Origin of the sequence: Paraburkholderia sp., assembly GCF_035656215.1 — a bacterium.
Lineage (GTDB): Bacteria > Pseudomonadota > Gammaproteobacteria > Burkholderiales > Burkholderiaceae > Paraburkholderia.
In genome coordinates this window covers 1-14,973 of record NZ_DASRSY010000123.1, presented here as the reverse complement: position 1 = coordinate 14,973, position 14,973 = coordinate 1, and the positions used below count along the sequence as shown (strand labels likewise).

The 14,973-nt window shown below is 59.8% G+C and carries 15 protein-coding genes and 1 pseudogene; 7 read left to right on the top strand and 9 right to left on the bottom strand.

Going from position 1 to position 14,973, the window contains the following annotated elements:
• A partial coding sequence (locus VFE81_RS07070) for a PAS domain S-box protein (RefSeq protein ID WP_325043910.1) occupies positions 1-1,861 on the bottom strand: 1,861 nt, incomplete at its 3' end.
• A 142-nt stretch (positions 1,862-2,003) separates the two neighbouring features.
• Positions 2,004-3,053: an NAD(P)/FAD-dependent oxidoreductase gene (locus VFE81_RS07065; RefSeq protein WP_325043909.1), complete on the bottom strand. Its 1,050-nt coding sequence runs from the start codon at positions 3,051-3,053 to the stop codon at positions 2,004-2,006.
• A gap of 397 nt (positions 3,054-3,450) precedes the next feature.
• On the opposite strand from VFE81_RS07065, the gene VFE81_RS07060 reads away from it, so the two are divergent.
• Positions 3,451-3,780, top strand: a complete 330-nt coding sequence (locus VFE81_RS07060) for a hypothetical protein (RefSeq protein WP_325043908.1) — start codon at positions 3,451-3,453, stop codon at positions 3,778-3,780.
• Positions 3,761-4,174: a hypothetical protein gene (locus tag VFE81_RS07055; protein WP_325043907.1), complete on the top strand. Its 414-nt coding sequence runs from the start codon at positions 3,761-3,763 to the stop codon at positions 4,172-4,174. Before VFE81_RS07060 ends, VFE81_RS07055 begins: the two co-directional genes overlap by 20 nt.
• 394 nt (positions 4,175-4,568) lie before the next feature.
• Here VFE81_RS07055 and VFE81_RS07050 read toward each other — a convergent pair whose 3' ends face one another.
• On the bottom strand, positions 4,569-5,483 hold the full coding sequence (locus VFE81_RS07050; protein WP_325043906.1) for a sterol desaturase family protein: 915 nt from the start codon (positions 5,481-5,483) through the stop codon (positions 4,569-4,571).
• Positions 5,484-6,024: 541 nt separating this feature from the next.
• On the opposite strand from VFE81_RS07050, the gene tnpC reads away from it, so the two are divergent.
• A complete protein-coding gene (tnpC, locus tag VFE81_RS07045) occupies positions 6,025-6,411 on the top strand; it encodes a Tn3 family transposase post-transcriptional regulator TnpC (RefSeq protein ID WP_325043905.1) in 387 nt (128 codons plus the stop codon).
• A gap of 321 nt (positions 6,412-6,732) precedes the next feature.
• Here tnpC and VFE81_RS07040 read toward each other — a convergent pair whose 3' ends face one another.
• From VFE81_RS07040 to VFE81_RS07020, 5 genes are all read right to left on the bottom strand, one after another.
• Positions 6,733-7,761: an amidohydrolase family protein gene (locus VFE81_RS07040; protein WP_325043904.1), complete on the bottom strand. Its 1,029-nt coding sequence runs from the start codon at positions 7,759-7,761 to the stop codon at positions 6,733-6,735.
• Positions 7,762-7,773: 12 nt separating this feature from the next.
• On the bottom strand, positions 7,774-8,127 hold the full coding sequence (locus tag VFE81_RS07035; protein ID WP_325043903.1) for a BON domain-containing protein: 354 nt from the start codon (positions 8,125-8,127) through the stop codon (positions 7,774-7,776).
• 86 nt (positions 8,128-8,213) lie between these two features.
• The gene (locus tag VFE81_RS07030; protein ID WP_325043902.1) at positions 8,214-9,266 is read right to left on the bottom strand and encodes a porin; all 1,053 of its coding nucleotides are present in this window, start codon (positions 9,264-9,266) and stop codon (positions 8,214-8,216) included.
• A 101-nt stretch (positions 9,267-9,367) separates the two neighbouring features.
• Positions 9,368-9,976, bottom strand: a complete 609-nt coding sequence (locus VFE81_RS07025; RefSeq protein WP_325043901.1) for a nuclear transport factor 2 family protein — start codon at positions 9,974-9,976, stop codon at positions 9,368-9,370.
• Entirely contained in the window at positions 9,976-11,328 is a 1,353-nt protein-coding gene (locus VFE81_RS07020; protein ID WP_325043900.1) for an MFS transporter, read from the bottom strand. The genes VFE81_RS07025 and VFE81_RS07020 overlap by 1 nt, the downstream gene beginning before the upstream one ends.
• 303 nt (positions 11,329-11,631) lie before the next feature.
• Here VFE81_RS07020 and VFE81_RS07015 point away from each other — a divergent pair, with 303 nt between their 5' ends.
• The 4 genes from VFE81_RS07015 (at position 11,632) to VFE81_RS07000 (ending at position 14,622) form a co-directional block, all read left to right on the top strand.
• Positions 11,632-12,357, top strand: a complete 726-nt coding sequence (locus VFE81_RS07015; protein WP_325043899.1) for a TetR/AcrR family transcriptional regulator — start codon at positions 11,632-11,634, stop codon at positions 12,355-12,357.
• A gap of 276 nt (positions 12,358-12,633) precedes the next feature.
• Positions 12,634-13,845, top strand: coding sequence for an acyl-CoA dehydrogenase family protein (locus VFE81_RS07010; RefSeq protein ID WP_325043898.1), 1,212 nt, complete (start codon positions 12,634-12,636; stop codon positions 13,843-13,845).
• Positions 13,846-13,850: 5 nt separating this feature from the next.
• On the top strand, positions 13,851-14,402 hold the full coding sequence (locus VFE81_RS07005; RefSeq protein WP_325043897.1) for a flavin reductase family protein: 552 nt from the start codon (positions 13,851-13,853) through the stop codon (positions 14,400-14,402).
• A 97-nt stretch (positions 14,403-14,499) separates the two neighbouring features.
• Positions 14,500-14,622, top strand: coding sequence for a hypothetical protein (locus VFE81_RS07000; protein ID WP_325043896.1), 123 nt, complete (start codon positions 14,500-14,502; stop codon positions 14,620-14,622).
• Positions 14,623-14,752: 130 nt separating this feature from the next.
• On the opposite strand, the pseudogene VFE81_RS06995 reads toward VFE81_RS07000, so the two are convergent.
• Positions 14,753-14,973, bottom strand: a pseudogene (locus tag VFE81_RS06995) (IS630 family transposase); the annotation flags it as partial.

The window sequence follows — 14,973 nt, the reverse complement described above, 5'->3', positions numbered from 1 at the left end:
GTTCGCGGTCGCTCGCATGACCGAAGCCGGTCATGGCGGCGAACACGGTGCCAGCCAGCGCGGGCATTTCGCGCAACGCCGCCAGCGTTGCGTAACCGTCCATTTTTGGCATCGCAAGGTCGATCAATGCAAGGTGGGGCGCGAGGCGCGGCGCGACACCGAGCGCCTGCGGGCCGTCGTAGGCAATGCGGACTTCGTGGCCTTTGAGTTGGAGCAGCATGGCGAGGCTGTCGGCGGAGTCCCGATTGTCGTCCACCAGCAGGATACGCAACGGCAACACCTCGCTTGCCGCAGCGTCAGCCTGATCAGCCCGCTTTTCGGACGGCGCCGCGGCCAACGGCAGACTGAGCGTGAACGAACTGCCGCGCCCCTCCCCCTCGCTGCTCGCGATGATGCTGCCGCTATGCAGTCCAACCAGCGATTTGCACAAGGTGAGGCCGATGCCGAGGCCGCCTTCGCCGGAGCTTTGCTTATCCTTTTCCTGGACGAACAACTCGAAGATCGTGTCGAGCGAGCGTACGGGAATGCCGCGGCCATGGTCGCGCACTTCCAGCACTGCCATCTGATGTTCGAGACGCCCGAAAATCTCGATGCGGCTGCTGAACGGCGAAAACTTCGAGGCGGTATGCAACAGGTTTTGCAGCACCTGTACAAGCCGCGTCGTATCGCCGTCGACGATAAGCGGCTCGGCCGGCATGTGCTGCACCACACTCTGCTCACGCGCATCGGTAAACGGCCGCGCGGCTTCAATCGCGCGCACCACCACTTCGGCCAGATCGATGCGCGCCAGGCGCAACTCGACCTTATCCGACATGATGCGGCCGACGTCGAGCAGATCGTCGACGAGGCGCGTGAGGTGAGTTACCTGGCGGTCGATCATATCGCGTGAACGCGCCAACGTAGGACTCAGACCCGCTTCGAGTTGCATCACCCCAACCGCGTTGCGCACCGGCGCCAGCGGATTGCGCAGCTCGTGGGCGAGGGTCGCGAGAAACTTGCGCATGCGCTCGCCGGAGCGCTCAAGTTCTTCGCGTTCACGGCGCTCGGTCAGATCGCGCGTGACCTTCGCGAAGCCGCGTAGCTGGTTCGATTCGTCATACATGGCGGTGATGTTGACGTTGGCCCAGAAGGTCGTGCCGTCCTTACGCACGCGCCAGCCTTCGTCTTCGACATGGCCGATCTGCTTCGCGATTGCCAGCTCGCGCACCGGTTTGCCGGCTGCCACTTCTTCGCGCGGGTAGAAAGTCGAAAAATGCCGGCCGATGATTTCGTCGCGCGCATAGCCTTTAATACGCGCGGCGCCTGCGTTCCAACTCACAATATAACCATCCGGATCGAGCATGAAAATCGCGTAGTCTTTCACGCTGTCGACCAGCAGACGGAAGCGCTCCTCGCTTCGCCGCAATGCGTCCATATACTCGCGCTGCGCGGTCAGATCGCGGGTAATCTTGGCGAAACCGGTCAGCAGCCCAGCCTCGTTGCGCACCGCTGTGATGACCACGTTCGACCAGAAGGTCGTGCCATCTTTGCGAACCCGCCAGCCTTCGTCCTCAAAGCGGCCGGTAAGTGCGGCCTGTTGCAACTCATAAGCCGGCCAGCCACGCTCCAGGGCTTCGGCAGTGTAGAAACGGGAGAAGTGCGCGCCGATGATCTCGTGTGCCGCGTAGCCGTTCAGCTTCTGCGCGCCGGCATTCCAGCTGACGATACGCCCGGCCGGGTCCAGCAGGAAGATTGCGTAATCTTCGATCGACTGGACTAGCGCCCGGTAGTCGACCTCGAAGGGTGTGTTCGCACGGAGCGCAGGCGGCTCGTGGGCGGACTCGCCGTGACCGCTTGCGGAAGCGGCGTCAGTCTCGTTCATAGCAAGAAGAATGAAGTGGTTTGCCCAAAAGCATACACCGGCCAGTCTTCATATCCTGTTTGTTGTCCAACGTTATCGCTTCGACAACTGAAAACGCCGCGTTGCCGCCGTGTGCAGCAAACTTCGGTACGTCGTGAGACCCTTAAACCGCCGCTCCGACCTTCTCCGCCAGCTTCGCGTCATAACTGGAATGGACGTGGACCCGCTTCTTCTCCGGAAACGCGTACGTGTACGCCTTGCGCAGCGCGAGCGACGCCTCATGAAAGCCGGATAGAATCAGCTTCTGCTTGTTCGGATAGTTAGCGATATCGCCGACCGCGAAAATGCCGGGCCGCGAGCTTTCGTAGTTGGATGTATCCACATCGACGCGACCGCCGTGGGTCGACAGATTCCATTGCGCGATCGGCCCAAGATCGGCGACCAACCCATACAGCACGACGAGTTGCTCCGTTTCGAGCTGCGTTTCGCCTTCGATATGCCGCAGCGCGATCGATTTCAACGCATCGCCCTCGACGCCGAGCCCCGAAATCGCGCCGACAATAAAGTCCATTTCGCCCGCCTCGACCGCCTGCCGCATCGACGCCACGCTCGAATCCGCCGCACTAAAGCCATTGCGACGATGCACGAGTGTCACGCGCCGCGCGACCTGGCGCAAGGCCAGCGCCCAGTCGAGCGCGGAATCGCCGCCGCCGGCCACCACCACTGTCTTGTCGGCGAAATCCGCGAGACGTGGCACGCTGTAGTGCACATGGCGCGATTCCAGCGGTACGGCTTCGGCCAGCGCCAGTTTTTGCGGGACGAACGCACCATTGCCGGCGGCGAGCAGAATCGCTGCCACGTCGAATAAGAGACCGCGGTCGGTGCGCACGGTCCAGCGCCCGTCGTCGCGCTGCTCGACCGACTCGACTCTCTGTTCGAGATGGATCGGCACATCGAACGGTTTGCATTGCGTCATCAAACGCTCGACCAGCTCGCGCGCGGTACATGACGGAATCGCGGGAATGTCGTAAATCGGCTTGTCCGGATAGAGCTCTGTGCACTGCCCGCCGACCTTGCCGAGCGCATCGACAATCTGGCATGACAGGCCGATCACGCCCGCTTCGAAAGCGGCAAAGAGACCTACGGGGCCCGCTCCGATGATCAGGACATCGGAGCGAACCGGTTGCGGAAGCTGGTCTGCGGGTAGCGTCATTCGGGATCTCATCGGGTAGGTCAATGACCCACCATACAGAATCGACCGAAGCCCGGCAACGATGCCATTACAAACGGTAAGTTACCCGCGGACAGGAAGAACGACAAGATCGTAACTCGCAAACGGACGGAATCGGGCTCCATCCTAGCGGCTCAGTACGTTGCAACTTGTCAAGCGACACACATACGGACACGTTGCATGTGCCGCGTATGAGATAAGTAAAGTTCGATCCCAGTCTCCCCGCAAATCTACAAGTTCAAACTAGCGGGTCTAGGGACAGCGGCTGCAAAGAGTCGAATCCACACCTGAAACGACGCCGTCTCAAGCTTCTTTCAGGCCCTTTGCGCTGCCGATTTCGAGCGGGACCATACCGTTCTGGATTCGCAAAGGTGACCCAGTGGAAGCCGGAAAACATCTAGCCGATTATTTCCGGACCCTACGAGCATTGAAAGCAGCGATGGCGAAGTTGGGCTCCGCGTTTTACGGTTCCCACTATGTCATACAGTACGGGGCGCAACTCATAACGCTCCGCCGGGTGCTTCAGATTCACGCGGACCCGACGATACCCGACGGGACGATGGTTAAGCCTGCACCAGAAAAACGTATTCCGACAAAGGAGAGCCTGCGGGCCTTGTTTGACGACGAAGTTACGCTAGAAGAAACGCTCATTGCCGTGAAAGAACTTTTAACGAATTCTGGAGCCGCAAGTGTCGCTCAAACGAATTGATAACGGAATGCTTGAGCAGATTGAGCGATGGTTGTCCGACAGGTCGCGCGGTCAGTACGGACATCGATTGACCTGGCAGAAGTTGGCTACCTATTCCGGCTTCAGCCGCCAGTCGCTTTCATTCAATACCAGGATATCGAAGGCGTTTCGGGTGGCGAAGGTGGCCATTAAGCGTGGCTACGCAAGCGCTCACGGCGAGACAGCGCTGTCGCCTGAAGCCTCAGCGCGCCTCGAAAAGCTTTCGGGCCGCATTTCCGAACTTGAACGCCAAGCCGAAAATTGGATCAGTCTATGGGAACGTTGGCGCTACAACGCGCGGCAACAAGGATGGGACCCCAGGCTGCTCGATCAGGAGATCCCAAAACCGCTGCACCGCCGGCGTCCAAGGCACTGAAACGGTCCTGCGCTGCCGATGCCGCGATAACGGGTGTTATCTCGGCCAGACCATCTCGTCACATCTACTGCGCGGAAATCAGGTGGCTGGCGGCCGTCTCTTCCGGCCCCGAGGTCGGGAGCCGCCTCAATGTACGTACTTACCCTTCTCAATAGCTGCCATCCACCTGTTTCGCTCGGCACGAGAGTTGGAGCATTCCGCCGAAACTTCGTCGACGCCATCAAGGCAGATGCCCCCGAGTTTCATGCTTGCCTGGAAAACGACACCATCACACGCGATGGCGGAGCGCGATGGACCATGGGGCGCGCGCGTGCCCCGCGTGCGCGCCATCAACGGAATGTCGTCGTCGACGATTGGAGCGTGGTCAACTCACCATGCACAAATCGCCAGTTCATCAGCCGTTGGTCACTTCGCACCCGCGACGCGCGGCCTCGCTCTTGCGGCGCAGTTCTTCCGTAGTTTCGCCGCCTTCCGACCTCCAGCCCGGCGGCCGGATCACGTGATTGATCGCGGCCCACACGCTCTTAGCCATCAGCACGTCCCGTATTAGCGTCGCCCAGTGCTCGAACTCGACGACGAACGGATTGCGTGAGGTAGTCGGGTTAACAAGTCCGTAGCGGCAAGGTTCGTCGGCGCGTTCCTCGACATAAGTGCCGAACAACCGGTCGAAGATAATCAGCACGCCGCCGTAGTTCGCATCCAGATATTCGACATTCGACGCATGGTGCACGCGGTGCGAGGACGGCGTATTGAACACATACTCGAGCCAACCGAGCTTCGGAATCCACGTGGCATGCAGCCAGAACTGATACATGAGGTTGAAGAAGAGCGTCAGCAGAACGACTTCAGGACGCACGCCGAGCCACACGAGCGGCGCGAAGAAGATCGCCGAGCCCGACAGTTTGCCCGTCACGCCGAGCCGGTACGCGGTGGAGAGGGTCAACTGGTTCGGTGAGTGATGCACGGCATGCGTGGCCCAGAAGAAGCGAATGCGATGCGACGCGCGGTGATACCAGTAGTAGCAGAATTCCTGACCGATGAAGAGCGCCAGCACCATCAGAGCGCTATTGAGTTCCACCGTGAGGATGCGATGCTCCCATGCCAGGGCAAACACAGGTGTCGCGAGTGATAGCGGCAGCATCGCGAGCAGCTTGCGCGCGAAGACGTCGGCCAGCGAAAGCCATACTTCGTGCCACGCGAATGGCGTGGCCGCATTGCGGTTTTTCCGGGTCAGCCAGACGGCTTCGACCATCGATACGGCGATGACGAAAGCCGTGACATATAGCGTGAATTTTCCAAGTTGTTCCATGACGATGCCATAACGGTAGTGACCGGGGGTATCGTCTGCGGTGAGGTTGTGGAACAGTGCATCGCATCCGATACGCGCACTGTAGCTATGGCTCCCGCAACAGGCTATGCGAAAGTTATTTCACCGCATGTCATGTGGCTTGACGCCTTTCCAGCCAAGACTGGCAGTCGCTTTTGTCTCTCCGGCACCATTGCGCGAATCGCATCTCCGTTGGATGCCGTCAGCCCGTTGCGTTGCGGCGTCGTGCGGAAATCGGTGGGCGGCGGTTCGACGGGCTAGCGGGGGTTATCTCGGCTGCGCCTCCCACCTCCTCAGCGCCGCTCCGGCTGCAGGCATCGCCAAGCCGACGTATCAGCCGCCTCGAAACCTGCAACATTTGGAGCGCGCACGGCGCGGAAAGGCTCCGCTTACCTGACGTTCGCGGATTTTCCATAAAAGAAATTATCAACAAATTGGTTGTAGTAGCTTTTTAGAAATGTCCGGTTCTGTTGAAGGATGCGCTGTTCGGGCAGGCTGCACGCCCGGACGGGCAGCGACAGTGATGAGCACGCGTAGGAGCACAGCCACCTCCGTCACTACGGATACTCCCTTCGGCGCGGTCGACACGCACGCGCTGCAGGTTCTGGAATCGGGCTACGACACGACACGTCTGCTTGCGGCCGTCGACACGCTCGATGCGGTACGCACTCGCCTGTACGATCCCGAGGGGTTGCGCGACGATCTGCTGCGCATTCATGCCATGGCCCATGCGATCGTCAACGCTGCGACCCTTACGGTGACCGCTCAGGACGAATCTTTTGTCGATCAAGTCACGGACTTGATTGACCAGATCGGCCAATATGTTGTCGGGCTGCTCTCAGTTCGTGACATTCTGCAACCGCTGGAGACGCTTCGACCTGACAACCTGACTGATTTTGATGCGCATTGAGCCGATCGCGGCGGGGGTTGTGTTCGTCTGCAGGAATCCATCGCGGGTCGCCGGAGGTCATCCCTAGACGAGCGGACCCGCCTTAGTCATTGGTATCTGGTGGCCTGCACTGCGCGAAGACAAGGGGCTCCTTACGAGACCGCAAAGTGTCGTAAGGAGAGTTGGCGCGTCTGCTGTCTGCTTGTCCCGCACGACGGCACGCCTCCCGCAGGTAAGGCGTGAGGGCCCGGCACGGAGTCGCTGTCCACAAAGGCTCCTTGCCACGCATCGGCTCTCATCAGCGATGCGTAACCATCGCGCGACCGGAGGCACAGGCAACGGCTATCGCGGTTTGATCTTGCCGGAAAACCGCGGGAAGAGGCGAAGCGAATTGTCTTGATAAATTCCGCCGCGTCCGAAGGCGTCAAGCACGTCGGTCTGGTCGATCTGAGCCAACAGCGCTTCGCAGACGGGGGCGGGTGTGAACGGATAATCGCTTCCGTAATGTATGTGTGCGGGATCAGCAACCTGCAACAACGCCGACAGCAGAGTGGGAACAGGTGCGCCTGCCACATCGAAGTGCAATCTGCGCATCGCTTCCCGCATGGATGGCACTGTCCCAGTGCCGGCCTGAAGCAGCGGCCTGAACATTTCAATGCGCTCCGTAAGCACGGAGAGTGCTGCACCTGCATGCGGAACAATGAACCGGATGTCAGGGTATCGAACGGGTACGCCGGACAGTACCATGTCCGTGATCGACCGGGTCGTCTCGAACATAAATTCAAGCATCGGACGCGGATATCGTTCGTCACCTCGCTGGCAGCAATGACAGGACGGGGACGTTGGATGCACGAAAACCACCGCGCTCCGGCGATTGAGTTCTGCGTAAAATGGTTCGAGACGGGGATCACCCAGATACACGCCATGATGATTCGTTTCGACAACGATACCGTCTGCTTTGAGTTCATCGAGCGCAAAGGCGGCTTCCTTGACTGCGCCTTCGACATCGGGAAGCGGCACCGACGCGAAGAATCCGAATCGTCCCCGATGTGCTTCGCAGAGTCGCTTTCCTTCTTCGTTGATACGCCGGCTGAGTGCTCGCGCCTTGGCGTCGTCACCGAAATGCACACCGGGAGACGACACCGACAGGATCGCCGTCGAAATTCCGAGCCTGTCCATCGACTCCAGATGTTGCCCGTCGTTCCAGTCAGGCAGGTACGGCATGCCATCGGGGTTCTCATGTCCTGCCTCGATCAACGCCGCGCGGTAAAACGACGGAATGAAGTGCGCGTGGACGTCGATCCGCGTCGGCGCCTGCAGTGCTGCGTTACGATCGCCTTGAACGTCGCAGGATCTGTTTGTCTGGTTCATGCATCACTCCTTTCAGTACGGCCTGTCCTGCAGCCGGATATCGTCACGCACCGACTTCACGCCGTCGACGCGCCGTGCACTGTCTAGCGCCAACGGTATCTGGCTAGCGTCGGGCACTGCTCCCGTCAGCGTCACATTTCCATCGATCGCCTTGACGAAGAGTCCCGTCGAATCGAGGCCGCGCGTTCGCGCCAATGACTTGAGCACGCGCTTGGCCAACAGGCGGTTTTCCGCGCGGCTCGATCTCCCGGTCTGCGCACCAGATGACGCATATGTCCCAGAGGCAATGGGTTGCGCGAATGCGCCTGTGTAGGCCGACACAGCGACCAAACCAAAAACCGTTAAGAAGTAGATCGTTTTCATCATAGTCTTGTGCATTTTTTTCGCTGTCGAGTTAAACGATAAATTGTTCCGATGCGCTACGCTACGGCGCGCAAGGGATTTCGGATCGCCTAGAATCGCGTCGTCATGCCGATCGTGACGCCTGTGCTTGCCGTGCTCGCCGGATTGCGCGAGAACACTGCGATGTTGAGAGGATCCGTGCGATAAGCGCCCGTGAAGGTATTTCTATCCACTTCGAGATAGACATTCGTGCGCTTGGAAAGAAAATAATCAACGATTCCATAGGCAGTGGTTTTATGCCCGTTCGCGCCACGCGCATTGCCAAGATTGCTTGCTATGTCGTCGTAGAAGGCTGCGGTAAGAACCAGCGCAGGCGTCGGCTGAATCGAAATGCCGCCCTGCGGTATGCTGTCCCGGCGTTGCGAACTGGTGGCGCCCGCACCGCTCACCATCAACTGCAGGTACGACAGAAAAAGACGCGCCGGCCCGATCTGCCAATAACCACCGACCTGCCAGGTTTGCGCGAACTGTGAAGCATCCGGGTTGTAGGTTCTCTGATAGCTGGCTCCCCCGTATAACGGCCCGGTCTGATAGGTAAGCGACGCCGCGTAATTGCTGCCCGCGCGCGTGTTTCCTGCTACGCCGCCGAACGAATAGCTTGCACCCAGTCCGGCGCCGCCAATCTTCGTCTTGTACTTCACCATGTTATTGAAGCGCGTATCGCCGACGAAATAGTTGGTCCCAATCAACGCGTCCGGCGTGATGGGCGCAGTCGAACCGGCAACCCGACTTGGATCGAGATCGACGATCAGGTCTTCTGCAACGCTCAGTTGTCTGCCGAAGGTCAATTGACCATAGCGACCCGAGACGCCGACGTAAGCAGCGGCATCGAACAGCGTGTCCGTTTTGCCCAATGCGCCTGTTCCCGTCGAAAAAGTATTCTCGAGGAGAAAGATCGCGTTGACGCCGCCGCCCAGATCTTCCACTCCCCGTAGACCAAACCGGTTCTTGCTCTCGATGCTGGAAAACTGGATCGCACTCCCTCCTTTGAGGTTGTTGACCCACCTGACGCCACCGCCCGCAGCACCGTACAGCGTGACGGATTGTGCGCTCGCCTGCTCCGCGATGAGCGACAATGCCAAAATAAAAAGTCTTTTATTCATATAGTTATCCTAATTATAATAAATGGACCGCTCTCCAAACCATGAAAGATTTTCGTTGCGCGAACTCGCGCAATGAAGTCTGTATTACACGACGAATGTAATCATTCGCCCGCTTCGAGCCAGCGCAGATCTGCGTCCAGCATTGGTTTCACTGTCTCCGGGCGATCCTCTCCGGGTAGATCGTCGCGCGGCGCTACACCTGTTTCCGCCAACAGATAAGACAGGAAGCGATAACTCGATCGAAACGCCGACAGCCGCGCATTGTCGATTTCGACCCGCTCTGCCGGGTTGACAGGTATCAGAAGATCTCTCAGATAGACGATGCCCATACGTGCGATACGCCATTCGCCGTCGCGCTTTTCCAGCCGCTCGTACAGCCGGGAATGTGCGGTAAGTTCGACTTCGACGCCGCTCAACCGTGTGCGCAAACAAACCGCACAGCTGGTCGACGCGAGCGCGCGCGAGCCAATCAGCGACACCAGCGTCGGTCCCATCTGATGCGCCGAGTGCCGTCCCGCTTCATACAGACGGCGTGACGACGCGACGAATTCGGGCCCGCTGCCTTTGAACCATGAGAGATCGACGACTGAATCGTCGTGAAATGCAGCCTGCATTTCGTCCCAGCGCGCCTGATCGCGAAATGCGCGCTCTTTTTGCACGACTTCGTTGATCTCCGACTTGTCGAGCAGTTGTTGCAATTCCTTGTCCATCAGATTTCCTTTGTGTAATCGGGCATCCCGTGCGGTTCCGCTGTCTGCGCGCTGACAGACGCCCGTCGTTTCGCGTGGATGCCCAGGTAGAGCGGCATGCGCGCCACCTTCCACGCGAGACAGGCAGTCACGACGGCAGCAACGAGAACGGGATAGAGCGGCGCAGATGTGCCGAAGTCACGTACGAGCCAGGACAGGGTCACCGGGGACAATCCGGCAAACAGCGCGGCGCCGACGTTATAGGGCACCGCATACCCGCTCTGTCTCACGCGGGTTGGAAACAGCGACGCCGTCAGCCCCGGAACCTGCGCAATGACAATGGCGACCGCAACGCCTACCACGCAGAACGGCATCGCCAGCGTGTCATGCGCAGCAAGAACGCCAGGCAACGTATGAAAAAACCACACGGCGACGAGAAGATTCACCGCAGCGCCGAGCGCGAGCACACGCGCCCAGCCCAAAAGATCGCCGACGCGCCCCCAGAGAGGCATGCTGACTGCCAGTCCCAGCGTTCCCAACATATTCGCGTGCAACACGTCCTGACGCGGTATCTGATACGCCGTGGTGAGCATCGCCGGTACGAACTGGAAGAATACGGTCGAAAAGATCGCCATCACGAACATCAGCGCGAGACCGAACATGCAGGCGCCCGCGTGTTCGGTCAGAACGGCTCTCAGCGGCGTGGTCGCGGATAACTGGTTCGATTGCCGGATTTCTGCGTAGAGTGGCGATTCTTCAAGGTGCCTGCGCAACCAGGCCGCGACCAGTCCGAACACGCCGCCCGCCAGAAAGGGCAAGCGCCACGCGAGAGACGGCATACCCGCCTTAACGGCAATGACCGACGACAGCGCCGCCGCGCCTGTACCCAATACGAGGCCAAGATGCACGACGCCGTGTAGTGTTCCGCTCGACGCGCCCAGCCTTGTCGGTGACGCGTGTTCCGACGCGAATACGGCCGCGCCTGGTAATTCGCCGCCAACTGCACAGCCCTGCAGCGCGCGAAGCGCCAACAAGGCGACGGGCGCGAGTATGCCGGCCTGCGCGTAGGTCGGCAGCACGCCGATGAGAAATGTCGGCACGGCCATCAGCACGATCAGGAAGATGAACATCTTCTTTCGGCCGATGACATCGCCAAAATGCGCCATGACGATGCCCGCGATCGGCCGAACGAGATAGCCGATGGCAAAGATCGCAAACGTCTGGACCTGGCGCGTCCACGGCGCCACGTCCGGAGGAAAGAACGCGTCGCCTAAAGCTGTCGCGACGAACAGATACACCACGAAGTCATAGAACTCCAGCATCGCGCCGAGGGCGGCGAGACCGACCATGCGCGTTTCCCGTCTGTTCAGCATTGTTCTCTCCGGCTTTCTGTTAGCGAATAACGGCGTGGGCAGACCGCTGACGGCGCTTCATCTGCACCGTGTGTTCAGCATGTGCTGTCGGTCCGCCTGTCTTTGTCAGGTTAGTATTCTTGTGTTATTTGATGCCAATATCAATAAAAATTGGTTAGGTGTATTCCCGCAAGCAACTCAGAATCGCTTGCAGCAACGAAACCGGAGACTCACACGGGCCCGGTCCTGCCAGGTATTTGGCGGGTGATAAGATCGGAGTCAACTATCAACCCTTGGAACAAGCCATCAGGAAGCGTGAGAAAGATGACGGCACAGAAGACACAACGAAAAGCTACCCAGGACGAGCCTGCAAAGCCGAGGCAGAAGACGGGTGCAGCAACCCGTGACAGCACCGAGGCGCCTGCGGCGCAGCCCGCGCGGCGGCCCAACGAGAAGGTGCGTGCGCGGATGCGCTCGCGCCTCATGGTGGCAGCACGCGCCGTAATGGCTCGCAAAGGAATAGAAGGCACGGCGATCAATGACATCACCGACGAAGCGCAGGTCGCGTTCGGTTCCTTCTACAACTACTTTTCGAGCAAGGAAGAGATTGCGCGCGCCGTCTTTGTGGGAGATGTGACGGCTATCGCCGACCTGCTGGATCGCAATCGTCCGACGGAAGAAGACATTGCTCTGATCGTCGGATTGAACATCCAATGGACCCTTCGCCATGCAATCGGTGACCCCATCTGGGGCTGGTTCCTGATCCACACGGAATCGAGCGTCGGCGATCTGATGGAGAATATGACCGACCGCCTGATGCGCGACATTCGCACCGGCGTAAAGTCGGGACACTTCTGTTCGGCCGATGTGCTGACGAGCGCCGATGTCATTATCGGCGGGGCGCTGCGCATTCTGCGTCAGATACTTGAGGGGCGCCGGCCCGCCGCCGCAATCGACCAGTTCGTCGCCTTCACCCTGCGTGGCTTGGGCGTCGACAAGGACGAGGCCGCACGCGTCGTGAAGTCATCGCGCAAATATAACGTCGCTTGAATGCGCGTTTCCTGTAGCACCAGCGCCCGCAGCGTTACGGCTTTCGTAACGCGCAACCGTTTCCCACTTCCATCCAGTGACGTCCGGCTTCGCCCGCCATGGCGCCGAAGCGCCCAACGGAGCGTTTCCGCGCGCCTGACGCCCCGTAACATCCTTCCATTCATCGTTCTCCGGGAAAGCCCTGGCAAATGATGCGTTGATGTTTGAGATTAATTTGATAACAATATCAAAAATATGAAGACATCCCAGTCCTTTGTCACGTCAGGAGACGACACTTTGAATGCGAATCCCCAGTTTCTCGGCACCATCACGTCCGAAGCCGATCTGATACGTTACGCGACCTCGCTCGTGCCCACGCTCAAGGGCCGCGCGAAGGAAGTCGACGAGTTGGGACGCCTGCCGCAGCAGACCATCGCTGAACTGATCGAAGGCGGCATGTTCGCACTGACCACGCCGCGCCGTTACGGCGGCCATCAGACGTCAGTGCGCACGTTTCTCGAAGTTGTGTCCGAACTTGGTCGCGGCGACGCGTCAACCGCATGGGTCGTGGCGTTGCTGAACGTGACGACGTGGGCTGCCGCCGCTCTGTTCGACGAAAAGACACATGACGAACTCTTTAACGGTCCAGAACCCGCGCGCGTCGCCGGCGTGCTGTCGCCGCGCAAGGCAAGCGTGAAAAAGGTCGAAGGCGGTTATCTGATCGAAGAAGGCCTGTGGGGGTTCAATTCGGGCATCTATCACGCGAACTGGGACATGCTGGGCATTCCCATCGTCGATGAAAACGGCAAGGTGGCCGATCAGGGCATCGCGCTCGTGCCCGCTTCCGATCTGCGTACGCTCGACGACTGGAACGTGATGGCGCTGCGCGGCACGGGCAGTTCCACCGTTTCCGCCACCAACGTGTTCGTGCCCGAATCGCGGGTTGCGTCGATGAGCGCAGCGATCGAAGGCAAATACCGTTCGACGCATCTCGCCGATGAGCCGCTCTATCGCGTCGCTTGCATGCCCATGCTTGCCATCATTCTTGCCTTCCCCGCGCTTGGTATCGCGCGCGCCGCGCTCGATACATTCCTCGAACTGCTGCCGCGGCGGGGCATCCAGTACACCTGGTACACACGCCAGGCCGAAGCGGCCGTTACGCACCTGCAGGTTGGCGAAGCGTCCGCGAAGCTCGACGCCGCGCGCGCAATCATCGAGCGTCACGCCGATGCGATGGACCGCTACGCCGCCGCGGGCGAGTACATGCCGTACATGGAGCGCGCGAAAGTGCGGCGCGACGTGGGTCTCGCGGAAAAGCTCGTGTGGGAAGGGGTCGATGCGCTTGCGACAGCTTCGGGCGGGTCGCTGGCCTCGCTCGGCAATCCGTTCGCACGCGTATGGCATGACGCACGCGTCGCGTCCTTGCACGGCATCGTGGTGCCCACCACGAACTTTGAGATGTACGGGCGGCTTGCATGTGGCCAGCCCGCGGACACGCCGCTGATCTGAACGCCATGAAAACTGCCAGCCGCTACATCGAGCAGACGTCAGCGACGCTTGGCCCCGCGCAGTTTCGCCGCGCGATGGGCAAGTTCGCGACGGGCGTGACCGTGGTCACGTTCGAGCATGAGGGCAAGCCCGCGGGCATGACGGCTAACGCCTTCATGTCGCTCTCCGTCGATCCGCCGATGATCCTCATTGCCGCGCGCTCACAGTCGCGCTTCGCGCAATCGGTCGTAGAGGGCGACACGTTCGGCGTCAGCTTTCTTGACAAGGAACAGGAAGCATTGAGCCGTCACTTCGGCGGCCAGCCGGACGGCACCTTGCCCGATCCGTTCGAAGATGCCTGCGACGTGCCGCTGCTGCGCTCGGCGCTCGTGCGGATCGTGGCCCGCGTCGATGCTATACACGCGGGCGGCGATCACCACATCTATACCGCGGACGTGCTCAGCGTACACGAATCTGACGGTCCGCCGTTGCTGTTCTACACGGGAAAATACAAGGCGCTGTTCGCACTCGATCCGCTGCATAGCTGGAACGACCCGTCCACTCACGTCGGCGAATGACGCGGCGACCAGTATTGACGACACAAGCATTGGCTGGCCGATCCGCAATCGACCTTCGATTTCAATATTGGCGCCCATGCGCCAGGAGACAACGCAGGTGATCAAAGTCCGCGACATCGCCTATGTCCGCTATCAGGTGCCCGACCCGAACCTTCAGGCAGCGTTTCTGGGCGATTTCGGCCTCGTGATGGGCGGATTCAACCGGTCGTCGCAACACTAGTGTTCTGTCCCAGAAATAACTTTGCATAGCCGGGCCACTTTCTGGAGAATGGAATCGGCTGTTGCGGTCCATACGAACGGCCGCTTGTGCTGGTTGTACTGCTCGGTATAACGCTCGATACTGGCAATGCGTAATCATGCGTCACCCCTTCGAGATAGCCCAGCCCCATCGGCAGCATCGGCTGCGTGCGCTCCAGCGCCTGACACTGGCTCTTCTCGTCCACGCACAGCACCAGGGCGTTGGTGGGTGGGCTCAGGTACAGCCCGACAATATCGCGCACCTTCTCGACGAAGAATGCATTAGTAGACAGCCTGAAGCTCTTTGAACGATGGGGCTGGATACCGAACAGTG

Bases quoted from the DNA above. Each gene is read 5' to 3' on its own strand.
- VFE81_RS07040 (WP_325043904.1), bottom strand. From the start codon at position 7,761: ATGAACCAGACAAACAGATCCTGCGACGTTCAAGGCGATCGTAACGCA.
- VFE81_RS07015 (WP_325043899.1), top strand. From the start codon at position 11,632: ATGACGGCACAGAAGACACAACGAAAAGCTACCCAGGACGAGCCTGCA.
- VFE81_RS07025 (WP_325043901.1), bottom strand. From the start codon at position 9,976: ATGGACAAGGAATTGCAACAACTGCTCGACAAGTCGGAGATCAACGAA.
- VFE81_RS07035 (WP_325043903.1), bottom strand. From the start codon at position 8,127: ATGATGAAAACGATCTACTTCTTAACGGTTTTTGGTTTGGTCGCTGTG.
- tnpC (WP_325043905.1), top strand. From the start codon at position 6,025: ATGAGCACGCGTAGGAGCACAGCCACCTCCGTCACTACGGATACTCCC.
- VFE81_RS07005 (WP_325043897.1), top strand. From the start codon at position 13,851: ATGAAAACTGCCAGCCGCTACATCGAGCAGACGTCAGCGACGCTTGGC.
- VFE81_RS07050 (WP_325043906.1), bottom strand. From the start codon at position 5,483: ATGGAACAACTTGGAAAATTCACGCTATATGTCACGGCTTTCGTCATC.
- VFE81_RS07030 (WP_325043902.1), bottom strand. From the start codon at position 9,266: ATGAATAAAAGACTTTTTATTTTGGCATTGTCGCTCATCGCGGAGCAG.
- VFE81_RS07020 (WP_325043900.1), bottom strand. From the start codon at position 11,328: ATGCTGAACAGACGGGAAACGCGCATGGTCGGTCTCGCCGCCCTCGGC.
- VFE81_RS07065 (WP_325043909.1), bottom strand. From the start codon at position 3,053: ATGACGCTACCCGCAGACCAGCTTCCGCAACCGGTTCGCTCCGATGTC.